This is a genomic window from Flavobacterium petrolei (genome assembly GCF_003314435.2).
Taxonomy (GTDB): domain Bacteria; phylum Bacteroidota; class Bacteroidia; order Flavobacteriales; family Flavobacteriaceae; genus Flavobacterium; species Flavobacterium petrolei.
The window spans coordinates 130068-142319 of record NZ_QNVY02000005.1; the positions used below are offsets into that span (position 1 = coordinate 130068).

Annotated in this window: 13 protein-coding genes; 4 read left to right on the forward strand and 9 right to left on the reverse strand. The window is 33.3% G+C overall.

Annotated features, from left to right (window positions below):
• Positions 1 to 47 precede the first annotated feature (47 nt).
• On the forward strand, positions 48 to 596 hold the full coding sequence (gene msrA, locus DR871_RS13925; RefSeq protein ID WP_113666908.1) for a peptide-methionine (S)-S-oxide reductase MsrA: 549 nt from the start codon (positions 48 to 50) through the stop codon (positions 594 to 596).
• Between the two features lie 47 nt (positions 597 to 643).
• The gene (locus DR871_RS13930; protein WP_091171981.1) at positions 644 to 943 is read left to right on the forward strand and encodes a hypothetical protein; all 300 of its coding nucleotides are present in this window, start codon (positions 644 to 646) and stop codon (positions 941 to 943) included.
• A gap of 16 nt (positions 944 to 959) precedes the next feature.
• Here DR871_RS13930 and DR871_RS13935 read toward each other — a convergent pair whose 3' ends face one another.
• The 6 genes from DR871_RS13935 to DR871_RS13960 form a co-directional block, all read right to left on the reverse strand.
• On the reverse strand, positions 960 to 1262 hold the full coding sequence (locus DR871_RS13935) for a DUF6787 family protein (protein WP_113666802.1): 303 nt from the start codon (positions 1260 to 1262) through the stop codon (positions 960 to 962).
• A gap of 32 nt (positions 1263 to 1294) precedes the next feature.
• Entirely contained in the window at positions 1295 to 1729 is a 435-nt protein-coding gene (locus DR871_RS13940; protein WP_113666803.1) for a DUF6146 family protein, read from the reverse strand.
• Between the two features lie 104 nt (positions 1730 to 1833).
• Entirely contained in the window at positions 1834 to 2397 is a 564-nt protein-coding gene (locus DR871_RS13945; RefSeq protein WP_113666804.1) for a hypothetical protein, read from the reverse strand.
• A gap of 94 nt (positions 2398 to 2491) precedes the next feature.
• A complete protein-coding gene (locus DR871_RS13950; protein ID WP_113666805.1) occupies positions 2492 to 3442 on the reverse strand; it encodes a D-2-hydroxyacid dehydrogenase in 951 nt (316 codons plus the stop codon).
• Positions 3443 to 3556: 114 nt separating this feature from the next.
• Positions 3557 to 4627 carry a 3-phosphoserine/phosphohydroxythreonine transaminase gene (gene serC / locus DR871_RS13955; protein WP_113666806.1) on the reverse strand — a complete coding sequence of 357 codons (1071 nt, stop codon included), beginning with the start codon at positions 4625 to 4627 and terminating at the stop codon, positions 3557 to 3559.
• A gap of 93 nt (positions 4628 to 4720) precedes the next feature.
• The gene (locus DR871_RS13960) at positions 4721 to 5779 is read right to left on the reverse strand and encodes an acyl-CoA reductase (protein WP_113666807.1); all 1059 of its coding nucleotides are present in this window, start codon (positions 5777 to 5779) and stop codon (positions 4721 to 4723) included.
• 138 nt (positions 5780 to 5917) lie between these two features.
• On the opposite strand from DR871_RS13960, the gene DR871_RS13965 reads away from it, so the two are divergent.
• A complete protein-coding gene (locus DR871_RS13965) occupies positions 5918 to 6268 on the forward strand; it encodes a 4Fe-4S dicluster domain-containing protein (RefSeq protein WP_091171992.1) in 351 nt (116 codons plus the stop codon).
• Positions 6269 to 6338: 70 nt separating this feature from the next.
• Here DR871_RS13965 and DR871_RS13970 read toward each other — a convergent pair whose 3' ends face one another.
• From DR871_RS13970 to DR871_RS13980, 3 genes are all read right to left on the reverse strand, one after another.
• The gene (locus DR871_RS13970) at positions 6339 to 6875 is read right to left on the reverse strand and encodes a hypothetical protein (RefSeq protein ID WP_113666808.1); all 537 of its coding nucleotides are present in this window, start codon (positions 6873 to 6875) and stop codon (positions 6339 to 6341) included.
• Between the two features lie 306 nt (positions 6876 to 7181).
• A complete protein-coding gene (locus tag DR871_RS16575) occupies positions 7182 to 7634 on the reverse strand; it encodes a class I SAM-dependent DNA methyltransferase (protein ID WP_262707889.1) in 453 nt (150 codons plus the stop codon).
• A 194-nt stretch (positions 7635 to 7828) separates the two neighbouring features.
• Positions 7829 to 10480 (reverse strand): TonB-dependent receptor, encoded by a 2652-nt coding sequence (locus DR871_RS13980; protein WP_113666809.1) that lies wholly within the window; start codon positions 10478 to 10480, stop codon positions 7829 to 7831.
• A gap of 392 nt (positions 10481 to 10872) precedes the next feature.
• Here DR871_RS13980 and ychF point away from each other — a divergent pair, with 392 nt between their 5' ends.
• Positions 10873 to 11967: a redox-regulated ATPase YchF gene (gene ychF, locus DR871_RS13985; protein WP_113666810.1), complete on the forward strand. Its 1095-nt coding sequence runs from the start codon at positions 10873 to 10875 to the stop codon at positions 11965 to 11967.
• The last annotated feature ends 285 nt before the right edge of the window (positions 11968 to 12252 follow it).

Consider the following 12252-nt stretch of genomic DNA (forward strand, 5'->3'; position numbering starts at 1 on the left):
CAAAAGAAAAGAATATTACTTTACCAAAAAGTATAGAAACAAAAAATATGGAAATACAAAACGGAATGGAAGTTGCAACCTTTGCAGGAGGTTGTTTTTGGTGTACTGAAGCAGTTTTTTTAGAACTGGACGGTGTAAGTAAGGTAGTTTCCGGATATGTAGGTGGAAACACTGTGAATCCTACTTATCAGGAAATTAGTACTGGTGATACTGGTCATGCCGAAGCGATTGAGATTACGTTTGATCCCAATAAAATAAGTTTTGGGGAGCTGTTAGAAATATTCTTTGCCACGCACGACCCTACGACATTGAACCGTCAAGGAAATGATATTGGGACACAATACCGAAGCGAAATTTTTTATCACAATCCTTTTCAAAAACAATTGTCTGAAGACTATATCGCTTTGATGACTACTGAAAATACATTTGGAAAACCAATTGTCACTAAAATTTCATCAGCAACAAAGTTCTATGTAGCGGAAGATTATCATCAAAACTACTACAATCAGAACAAAACTCAGGGCTATTGCAGTTATGTGATTACTCCTAAAATTGATAAATTGAAAAAATTATATCAGGATAAGCTCAAAAAATAATTGGCATTAGATTTGTAAGTATTCTGGAAAATAATAATCTAAATACTATGACAGAACAAGTGTCCGTTAGTGCAGTAAATAACAAAACTAGAAATCTGGTGTTAGGAATTCTGTTTGATGCTATTGGAATGCTTTCATTTACCGTTCCTTTCATCGGTGAATTTTCAGATGTAATCTGGGCTCCTTTAGCCGGTTTTTTAATGACTTGGATGTATAAAGGAACAATAGGAAGAGTAGGAGGAGTAGTTACATTTCTGGAAGAAATTTTACCATTTTCGGATTTTATTCCAACGTTTACCTTAACCTGGATCTATAATTATGTAATTAAAAACAAAGATGCCTCGTAATTCGAGGCATTTTTTGCTAGTCGTTAAAAAGAAATCCTAGTCCCAATCGTTTCAGCATTTTTTTTTCGAAAGCCCAAAAGAATTTAAATTGTCCAAACAAAAATCCTATCAATACTAATAAGATCTGATAAATTGGAAAAATTAGAATTAACCTAACAGGGGTAAACCAAAAGCCTAAATCTTCTTTTGTAATTCCAAGCCAAAAACAAAAAGGTTTAGAAAGCCACGCCGAAGCGGATCCGGTTATCGCAAAAACAATAAATATAATGGTAAGTTGAAAATTGCTGTCAATTCCCCAACGTTGTTTCAGTTTGTTCATTTTTATTTATAATGAATACAAATATAGTGACATTATCTGATGGGGACAAAACCAAAAAGTTTTTGTTTGTATGTGTTTTGAAAATAAATCATATAATTGTAAATCAAATAATTTACTTCATATCCATAATCAATATTAGGGTCATAATTGATTGTCATTTCATATAAATTAGGATCATATCGTTGCGGTTGCAATACTCTATTGTTCCATTCCGTCACATATAGTTGGTTTTTCATTTCCAAAAAAGATTGAGAATGATAATTGCGGGGCAAAGCTCTTGAATTTAACCATAAACTAAAACCTGGGTCAATAATTATTACCTCATATTCCAGTTCATCATTGGCAATTCGGACTGTATCGCCTTGAGCGGCAACAGATTTTTCAGTACTTTGAAATGAAGTTTTTGAAGTTGTACAACTCAAAAACACACAAAAAAGGACGATTATAATGTAGTAACTGTTTTTCATGACGGAAAAATTGAACTATAAAGTTACAAAAATAAAACGCTGTCTAATAGTGTTTTAAAAAAAAATCATCTGTAATTAGTAGATGATTTATTATAATTTATATTTTATTTTCCGAAGAGCTTACCAAATATACTGCCAAGTCCTCCACCTTTTTGCGTCACTGCAGCCATGGCATCATTTATATCAACTTTTCCATCAGTATTTTGGTCTAGGCCAAATTGACCACCATATTTAGAAATAGCATCCATAATTACTGAATTTTGTCCGCTATTCCCAGAAATTGCCGTAATAATGTCAGAAATTTGAAAACTAGAGTCATTAGGATCTTTTGCTTTATTGATTAACGAACTTATGATTTGTGGAATTAAATTTCCAGCAACACCAGATGCAGCGCCTTCACTTAAGCCAAATTTTTCTCCAAGGCTTCCCTTGAATTGCTCGGTTAGTTTTTGAACTAATGGATTCGAATTATTTTGAGCATTATTTCCTTGGAATAATCCTGTAAGTTGATCAACTCCGCCTTCTGAAATTATTTTCTGTAGACCTATAAATATAGAGCTGCTAGCCTCACTGATTACCGCTTCGTTTTGTTCATTTGGAATAGCGTCATTTTTTACAACTGATTCATTTCCATGTTGCTGTGCTAATTGTATTAATTGTTCAAACATAAGATTTCGTTTAGATTTAAATCCAAATATAATAAAAAAAAGGATTCACTATATTTTTAGTGAATCCTTTTCTTCTTGCTTTATTTTACAGATATTACCCTAATATACTAATAATTTGGGAAGCTAATTCAGTACCAATTCTATCTTGTGCTTCTCCTGTTGCCGCTCCAATATGTGGAGTCAACGAGATTTTATGATTCATCAAAATAGCCATTTCAGGAGTTGGTTCGTTTTCAAAAACGTCTAATCCTGCAAATAAAACTTTTCCGCTATCTAATGCTTTTACTAATGCGACTTCGTCAATAACACCGCCACGGGCACAGTTTACAATTCCTACACCATCTTTCATAATGGCAAGTTCTTTTTCGCTGATGATGTAACCATCTTGAGCAGGAACGTGTAATGTAATGAAATCAGCTTCTTTGAATAAAGATTCTAATGATTGTGAAACAATAGTCGTCGTAATAGATTGTCCGTCAAAAAATTCTACTTTAACATCCACTTGCGGAATAAAACTATCGGCAGCGATAACTTTCATTCCTAGTCCTAATGCCATTTTAGCAGTAGCCTGACCAATACGGCCAATTCCAACTATTCCAAGTGTTTTTCCTCTTAATTCGATTCCATTTGCGTATGCTTTTTTCAAACCATCAAAGTTGGTATCGCCTTCAAGCGGCATATTTCTGTTCGAATCATGCAAGAAACGAACACCAGAAAATAAGTGAGCAAAAACTAATTCTGCTACTGATTCTGATGATGAAGCCGGAGTATTGATTACGTGAATTCCTTTGCTTTTAGCATAATCCACATCAATATTGTCCATTCCTACACCACCTCGGCCTATGATTTTCAATCCTGGACAAGCGTCAATGATATCTTTACGAACTTTAGTCGCACTACGTACCAAAACTACGCTTACATTATTTTCATTTACAAAGTTAGCCACTTGTTCTTGTGCTACTTTTGTCGTTATCACTTCAAATCCACCTTTTTCTAAGGCTAGAATTCCACTTTTAGAAATTCCGTCATTGGCTAATACTTTCATTTGTATTTTATATTTAAAGATTGAAAAATTTAAAGATTCAATCTGTGTTGTTTAATGTAGTTATTGATTAAAAATTGATTTTTCAAATCTTTAAATCATTCAATATTTTAATTTTTAAATTGCTTTTTCCAAAGCCTGCATAACATCTACTAATACCTGAACACTTTCTAACGGAAGCGCATTGTACATAGAAGCTCTGTAACCACCTACTGAACGGTGTCCAGGCAAACCTGAAATTCCCGCTGCTTTCCACATTGCATCAAATGTTGCAGCATGTGCTTCATCATTTAATAAGAAAGTAGCATTCATGTTTGAACGGTCTTCAACAGCTGCAGCTCCTTTGAATAGCGGATTTCTGTCGATCTCTCCATAAAGCAAAGCCGCTTTGGCATTGTTTATTTTTTCAATAGCAGCTATTCCACCGAGGTTTTTCAACCACTGTAAGGTCAATAATGAGGCGTAAACAGGGAAAACAGGTGGTGTATTGTACATACTTTCTGCTTTGATATGTTTGGCATAATCCAACATGCTTGGGATTATTCTACCATTTTTACCTAAAATTTCTTCTTTTACAACAATCAGCGTAGTTCCTGCTGGACCCATATTTTTTTGTGCTCCTGCATAAATCAAATCAAATTTAGAAAAATCCAATTCTCTTGAAAATATATCAGAACTCATGTCGCATACAACTGGCATATCCACTGATGGAAATTCCTTCATTTGCGTACCAAAAATTGTGTTGTTACTTGTGCAATGGAAATAATCAGCATCTGCAGGTATTGTATATCCTTTTGGAATGTGATTGTAATTTTCTTCTTTTGAGGAAGCGACAACGACAGTATCTCCAAAAAGTTTGGCTTCTTTGATAGCTGCTGCTGCCCAAGTTCCTGAATCTAGATAAGCCGCTTTTCCGCCTTCTTTCATCAAGTTATAAGGAGCCATGATAAATTCTAAACTCGCTCCTCCAGCAAGAAATAAGGCGCTGTAGCCTTTGCCTTCAAGTCCTAAAAGTTCAAGAACGATGGCTCTTGCTTCTTCCATAACGGCAACAAAATCTTTGCTTCTGTGCGAAATTTCTAAAAGTGATAATCCGGAATCGTTAAAATTTAAAATTGCTTGTGCTGATTTTTCAAAAACTTCTTGCGGTAAAATACAAGGTCCTGCGCTGTAGTTGTGTTTTTTCATGGTGTAGTTTATGTCCAAAAAATTAAAGTGCAAATTTCGACAATAGGAGTTTAAAAAGCGTTAATTTATTCGAAATAATTGCACTTTTTTATACTATATTGTTAACAAAAACGAAATAGTATCGATGTTATCTGCGTAATTCCATAATCGGGGATTTTGAGTTTCTCCAAAGTCCACGCTGTTTTCTATAGTCTCAGCAGCAACGATACATTGTAATAGCTCGCTTTCCGACTCTAATCTTGTTTTTAATTCCTTTATATCATCGTAAAACTCATAAAAAACACTCGAAATAGGAGAGGCATGACTTTGATCTTCTTTTAAAGTCAAAAATCCATTGTCTAATAATTTAAAATTACTCATCAGGAAAACGGCTTTGTTGTAATCGTAATTGTTGGCGTATTTTTCGTAATGAATGACGTCTTGGTATGCAAAGATTGCTTCAAAAAACGGAACAAACGAATATCCTTTTGGAACAAAAAGTTTAGAAACGTTGCGGCAACCCAATCCAAAATAGCGAAAAATATCTTCTCCTAAAGCGGTAAGTTGTTCTTTGGTTTCATTTCCGGTTAAAACCGCTACTGAATTTCTGCTTTTTCGAATTATAGAAGGTTTGTCTTTAAAATAATATTCAAAATATCGGGCAGTGTTGTTGCTTCCTGTTGCGATAACAGCATCAAAATTTTCTAATTTTCCATCTACAAAAGCAATATTCTTAGCTAGTTCTGGTTGAACAGCAATGATGTATTTCGCTAAAAAAGGTAACAAATGCTGATCGTTTGAGGATGTTTTTACTAAAACAGTATTTCCTGTAATCAAAACCGAAAGGAAATCATGAAAACCCACCAACGGAATATTACCGGCAAGTATTAAAGCGACTTTTTTAGGCTCTTGAATTGGAATTGTATAGTTTGAAAGCCATTGATTCAGGTTTTCTTCTGTTAATGCTTCTGCCCAAGATTGTATGGAGAAATAGACGTTTTCAGGAGTATACCAGCCATTGTGCGATTGTGATAATTGTATCAAGTCAACAAAAGCATCAAAAAACGTTTCGTTGTGCAAAACAGCCAGATTTTTTAAAGTGTTATTTTCGGAAAACTGACTTAAAAATTTTCCTAATTCAACAAAAACACTTTTTTTTGTTTCTAATGTCATAATGTTTGCTTATGAATAGTTTTGATTGTAATTTTGCACAAAAATAAGCTATAAAACGTATAGTTAAAAGATTAAAGAGGAAAGATATGAGAATCTTAAATCCAAAATCTTATTTCCTTAATATCCTAAATTAAAAACATGGCAATTATTATAACAGACGAATGTATCAATTGTGGCGCTTGTGAACCCGAGTGCCCAAATACAGCAATATATGAAGGAGCAGACGATTGGAGATACAAAGACGGAACAAAACTGAAAGGAAAAGTGATTTTGCCTGATGGTACCGAAATTGATTCTGATGAAGCTCAAACTCCAATTTCTGACGAAGTGTATTACATTGTACCAGGAAAATGTACTGAGTGTAAAGGTTTTCATGATGAGCCACAATGTGCGGCTGTATGTCCTGTAGACTGTTGTATTCCGGATGACAATCACGTCGAAAGCGAAGAAACATTGTTAAACAGACAAGCGTTTTTACATAACGAATAGGCAGAAGATCTTAATTTTGTGCAAAAAAAATCCTGAATTAATTCAGGATTTTTTTTGTTTTACAACTTTCTTATTCTTTGACCATAATGAAAGTCTCTACTATTACTTTATCAGTTTTATCATCATAAGATTCTAAAACTAGATTTCCGTTAGCATCAAAGTAACCAAAAGAAGTTTTATTTTTTGCTTTGTAAATGTAATTGTTGTTTGATGTTTTTCTCAAAACTGCAGCTTTTTCTTTGTTTGGTAAATACATATTGTATCCAGTCTCAGCCAATGAAACTTGATATTTCTGACCATTTAAATTATAATAAGCAGATCTATCGATATCCACAACATTTGTAACTCCGTTTGCCGTCACTGCAGTAATTGCCGTTACTTGAACAGGCGTATCTTTCATTTCTTTATTCAATACATTAGATTCAGCATCTTTTAGTTCAATGTTTTGGATTTCTTTTACTTCCTGCGTTTTGATTAATTTTTTTTCACCTTTTGAATCTTTAATCGTTGTTACAGTCGTTTTTACTTCTGATTTAACATTTTTATTTTGTGCTTGAATAGTTAATGTAAATAAAAAAGCAATCATTCCAAGAATTATAGTTTTCATAATATTTAATTTTGTGATTAATATGAAACAAATTTACAATCATCTGGTTAAGTACATGTTATGTAATTATGATAAAAGATTATATAATTTACATAAAGGCAGATGAAAACGATGTTTTTATTTTTGTCTAGCAACAATTACAAAAGTGTCATACGCATATGTTTTTCGGTCAATAGTGTTGATTATTTCAAAACCATTTAGATAAAGAAATAATTGTATTTCATTTAAAGTAAATACGCGAACAGTGGAAAAATCATCTGCTATTATTTCTTTTGCGCTTTCTTTGATGGTATAATATTGAGCAGTTCATTCCAACATGAAATTTTCCGCTGAAGTTGTTTTCCAGCTGCTGCCTCTATAATAAGTGATTCCTTCATGATTTGCCTCATGAATAATAATGGGATTCTCTTTTGTATATGGAATGTACCGATTGGCATCTATAAAATCAAAAATAAGAATTCCATTGCTTGTTAAATTTTTATAAATGGATTTAAAAGTATTGTTGATGTCATCATTTGTAATCATATAACTAGTGGAACGACCAGTAATTAGTATGGAATCTACGGAGTTTTCAAGTTGAAAATCTCGCATGTCGCCATGTATGAAAGTGCAGTCTTTATTCCTCTCTTTGGCGATTGCAATCATACTTTGACTATAATCCAGACCAGTGTAATTTTGATTGTTTTCCAGAAATCGTTTGGCAAGATTTCCTGTACCACTACCAATTTCAAGTATAGTTTTACAATTTTTTTCTTGGATTAAACTATTATAAAAATACTACTCTTCATCATAATCAATAAAGGTTTGGTACATAGCATCAAAAATCGACGCCATCTTTCCGTTGTAAAGATTTGCCATGATATTCGTATATTAAGTATTAAATTTAGTGATAATAAACGAAATAAAAAAAGGGCTGTCAATGACAGCCCTTTTAAAATTATTCTATAACTGAATTAGAATTTATAGTTCAATGATAAATTAAACATAGTTCCTAATTGGCTGAAGTGATATCCATCATATGTCATTTGAGAATAACGTTGGTTGAAAGTGATCAAGTTAGATTGATTTTTTACTTGAGCAGGGTCATTTAAAATAGCTGTTCCAGCTGCATTTTCTGCTTTGAAATTCCATTCAGGAAGTACATTCAATAAGTTGTTTACATTCAATGCCAAAGTTAATTTTTCAGTTGCAGAGAAAGTAATTCCTAAGTCAGTAACAACTTTTGGAGTAAACTCAGTTCTTAAGTTAGCATTCAAACCATCTTGTTTGAAAGTTGTTTTTCCGAAATAAGTATTGTTCAAAGAGAAACCAAATTTACCAATTTCATAATTAGCTCCTAAAATCCATTTGGTATCAGGTCTTGATGAAAACATTAATGCGTCTAATGTTCCTCCGAATGAATTGTTTGTTACATCAGAGATTCTTTCATTTTGTAATGTAACATTACCAGATAAATTAAATCCTAATTTTCCTTCTCCTAATAAGATGTTGTTGTAATTAGCTACTACATCTAAACCTGATGTACGAGAATCAAATGAGTTTGAAAAGAAAGCTACATTACCAAATTGAGTATCTTGTCTGTCTCCTAATACAATTCTGTCTTCTACCTTGATATTGTAGTAATCTACAGTAAAGTTGAAGTTTTTAGAAGGTTTAGCTCCAATACCAACAGTTACGTTAGTTGATTTTTCAGCATCTAGTTGTGGAACACCTAAGATACGAGCTTGTGGAGATACGTTATTGATAATTCCACTTACTTGAATTCCTTGACCAGCTACAAAAGAGTATTGTGCTTTTTGTGTGTAAATTTGATGTAATGTAGGTGCTCTGAATCCAGTAGAAACAGATCCTCGTAGTGTAATTTTATCATCTGCAAATTTATATCTTGAGCTTAATTTCCAAACGGTAGCTCCACCAAAATCACTATATTGTTCATGACGAAGTGTTCCGTTGATTAAGAAATCTTCAGTTACATCGTAAGCAACATCAAAATAAGCTCCTAAATTATAACGATTCCATTTTCCTGAGTTTTCAGGTCTATTTCCTGCAAACGAGTCTGCACCAATTCCATCCCAAGAAGCTTTGTCTCCTTCAATTACTTCAAAATTTTCTGTTCTGAACTCAGTACCAAAACCAATACTTACTTTGTCTGATACTATTTTAGAGATATCTAAATTTCCTACAATGTGATTAAAAGAAGTTCCTCCAGGTTGAAAAGTAATAGGGCTGTTTTCTTGATAAACGTTATTACCATTTGCATCTTGAATGTCTGATCTGTTTTGAGAGTTTGTTACTGAATACGTTTGGGAGTTACCACCAACTGTTACACTAGCGTCAGTATTCCAACCGTTTTTAACTGCTTTATATCCTAAAGTAGCATTGTAATCATTTAAATCTCCAACAAAAGTAGGAACATAACCTACGTAAGACGCTGCTGTACCATCTCCAAAGAAATCAGCAAGGTATGGGTTGGCAGGATTTAATGTTCTCCAATATGGGGTTCTGTAATTAGCAAATGAGTTTACTTTTTTGTAAACATATGCTGCGTTATAATACAATGATGTTTCATCTGATAATTCAAATCCACCATTAACTAAAAATTTAGCAGCTGCAGTTTCTGGAGATCCATTGATATTTCCAGCATCTGGTTTTTTTGCAAGGAAAGCTTGAACATCAGAAAGTGAAGCTTCAAAATCTTTAGCTTCACCAGCAGCATCTACAGTTCCAGGTCTGTTTGCAAGATTAACTTTTGAAAAATCAACAGTATAGTTGATATATCCTTTATCACCTACTGTAGATCCATTATTTAAACTTACTCCAATCATTTCTCCGTCACCTTCAGAAGTTACACCACTTCTAGCAGTTACAGATCCACCGTTTGTACTTTTCTTTAAAATGATATTCATAACTCCAGCAATCGCATCAGAACCGTATTGAGCAGATGCACCATCACGAAGTATTTCTACTCTTTCGATAGCATCAGTAGGAATAGCAGAGATATCAGCACCAGTTTCTCCACGTCCTGGAGATGTTTGTACATATAACAATGAACTTAAGTTTTTACGCTTTCCGTTGATTAAGATTAACGTTCTACTAGGTCCCATGTTTCTTATTTCATATGGATCTAGCAATGAAGTTGCATCATTCACAGGAGTTTGAACCGTGTTGAAAGATGGGATTTTGTACTGTAATGCTTTGTCAAATGATGCTTGACCAGTTGAAGCCAAATCTTTTGATGATATTACATCAATAGGAAGTGGAGTGGTAGTGTTACTTCTTGGAGCCGTTCTTGACCCTGTTACAACTACTTCGTCCAGGTTTTGTCCACCTTCTTCGGATAAAACAACATTTATAACAGCATCTGTAGCTGCTTTTTCTAATTTAGAAAACCCTACATAGCTAAAAACTAAAGTTGCTCCTTCTTTTACTTTAATTTTATACATTCCGTCCACGTCAGTGGAAACTCCGTTTTGAGTTCCTTTTTCAAGAATGTTTACTCCAGGTAAAACATTACCAGTGTTGTCTTTTACCACGCCCGAGACTTGCTTTTGAGCAAAAATAAACGAGACGTTTAAGAGGATTAATAATAATACGAATTTTTTCATAATAAGTTGTGTTTAATTTTTGGTTTGGTTTTAAATCGGTCGCAATATAATTTTTTTTTAACAAAACATTAATAGATATTTTGATTTTTTATAAAAATATTAGTAATTATTTTAAATCTGTCGATAAAATTAATTATCTATTAATTAAATCACCTTAAAATACGAAATTCTTATTGCTTTAATTAATTAGGTATAACAATAAATGCTCTGTTTATATCACCTTACATTCATTTTAATATTATATTTGCAAACTTTTAAAGTGAAGATTACAAAAATAGTGGAGTTCGTTGTTAGCAAATAAAAACGCAATCAAATTGTCCTTTACCACAAGATTATAAAATAGTACGGTACACAACTTTATGTTCCATTAAAAAAACAAATATTATCTACATATGAAAGCAGGAATTGTAGGATTACCAAATGTTGGAAAATCAACATTATTCAATTGTTTATCCAATGCAAAAGCGCAAAGTGCCAACTTTCCTTTTTGTACCATCGAACCTAATATAGGAGTTGTAAATGTTCCGGATTCCAGAATAGAAAAATTGGAAGAATTAGTAAAACCAGAGCGCGTTCAAATGGCTACTGTTGATATTGTTGATATTGCAGGATTAGTAAAAGGAGCTAGTAAAGGCGAAGGTTTAGGAAACCAATTCCTTGGAAATATTAGAGAGTGCAATGCCATTATTCACGTATTGCGTTGTTTTGACAATGATAACATTGTTCACGTTGACGGAAATGTAAATCCAATTCGTGACAAAGAAACCATTGATATTGAGTTGCAGTTGAAAGATTTGGAGAATGTTGAAAAACGATTAGAGAAGGTAAAACGTGCCGCTAAAACAGGAAATAAAGAAGCAATCGTTGAGGAAGCGTTGTTGAACAGAATTAGAGAAACGTTACTTCAGGCAAAATCAGCCAGAACCATAACCCCGCAAAACATTGACGAAGAAGTTTTGATGGAAGGTTTCCAATTAATTACTGCAAAACCAGTATTGTATGTTTGTAATGTAGATGAAAATTCTGCAGTTAACGGAAATAAATATGTAGACCAAGTTCGTGAATTGGTAAAAGATGAAGATGCAGAAGTTATCGTGCTTTCTGTAGGTGCTGAAGCTGATATTACCGAATTAGAAAGCTACGAAGAGCGTCAGGTTTTCCTTGAAGATATGGGTTTAAGTGAGCCAGGAGCTTCGGTTTTAATTCGTGCCGCTTATAAATTATTGAAACAACAAACTTATTTTACCGCCGGAGTCAAAGAAGTTCGTGCTTGGACCATCAATGTTGGATCAACCGCGCCACAAGCTGCGGGAGTAATTCATACTGATTTCGAAAAAGGATTTATCCGTGCCGAAGTTATTGCGTTTGAAGATTTCGTTCATTACGGTTCTGAAGCCAAATGTAAAGAAGCCGGAAAATTCAAAGTAGAAGGAAAAGAATACATCGTAAAAGATGGTGATGTAATGCATTTTAGATTCAACGTATAAATAAACAGTTATAAAGCTGAAAGTTATAAAGTCGAAAGTTAGCAATAACTTTCGACTTTTTTTATGGACCTATTCCAGCTTTCCACTACAAGATTTTCAGATCAATCTCTTTTTTCTAAGACAAAAAAGGAGCTTCCGCTGGTCGCTCTTTTATGCCAAGAAAAAAAGGAGATTGATCTGAAAAATGCTTTCCGTTTCACTCTGGGGTAAAATCGATTTAGAAAGAAATGAAGTTACGTTTTCTTATCGTTTTTTAAATCTGCGAATCAGTAGTTAATTATTTTG

What these genes read in the sequence shown, in the direction of transcription:
- DR871_RS13945 (WP_113666804.1), bottom strand. Translation starts at nt 2,397, where the DNA reads ATGTTTGAACAATTAATACAATTAGCACAGCAACATGGAAATGAATCA.
- DR871_RS13970 (WP_113666808.1), bottom strand. Translation starts at nt 6,875, where the DNA reads ATGAAAACTATAATTCTTGGAATGATTGCTTTTTTATTTACATTAACT.
- DR871_RS13980 (WP_113666809.1), bottom strand. Translation starts at nt 10,480, where the DNA reads ATGAAAAAATTCGTATTATTATTAATCCTCTTAAACGTCTCGTTTATT.
- serC (WP_113666806.1), bottom strand. Translation starts at nt 4,627, where the DNA reads ATGAAAAAACACAACTACAGCGCAGGACCTTGTATTTTACCGCAAGAA.
- DR871_RS13935 (WP_113666802.1), bottom strand. Translation starts at nt 1,262, where the DNA reads ATGAACAAACTGAAACAACGTTGGGGAATTGACAGCAATTTTCAACTT.
- DR871_RS13960 (WP_113666807.1), bottom strand. Translation starts at nt 5,779, where the DNA reads ATGACATTAGAAACAAAAAAAAGTGTTTTTGTTGAATTAGGAAAATTT.
- ychF (WP_113666810.1), top strand. Translation starts at nt 10,873, where the DNA reads ATGAAAGCAGGAATTGTAGGATTACCAAATGTTGGAAAATCAACATTA.
- DR871_RS13930 (WP_091171981.1), top strand. Translation starts at nt 644, where the DNA reads ATGACAGAACAAGTGTCCGTTAGTGCAGTAAATAACAAAACTAGAAAT.
- DR871_RS13965 (WP_091171992.1), top strand. Translation starts at nt 5,918, where the DNA reads ATGGCAATTATTATAACAGACGAATGTATCAATTGTGGCGCTTGTGAA.
- msrA (WP_113666908.1), top strand. Translation starts at nt 48, where the DNA reads ATGGAAATACAAAACGGAATGGAAGTTGCAACCTTTGCAGGAGGTTGT.
- DR871_RS13950 (WP_113666805.1), bottom strand. Translation starts at nt 3,442, where the DNA reads ATGAAAGTATTAGCCAATGACGGAATTTCTAAAAGTGGAATTCTAGCC.
- DR871_RS13940 (WP_113666803.1), bottom strand. Translation starts at nt 1,729, where the DNA reads ATGAAAAACAGTTACTACATTATAATCGTCCTTTTTTGTGTGTTTTTG.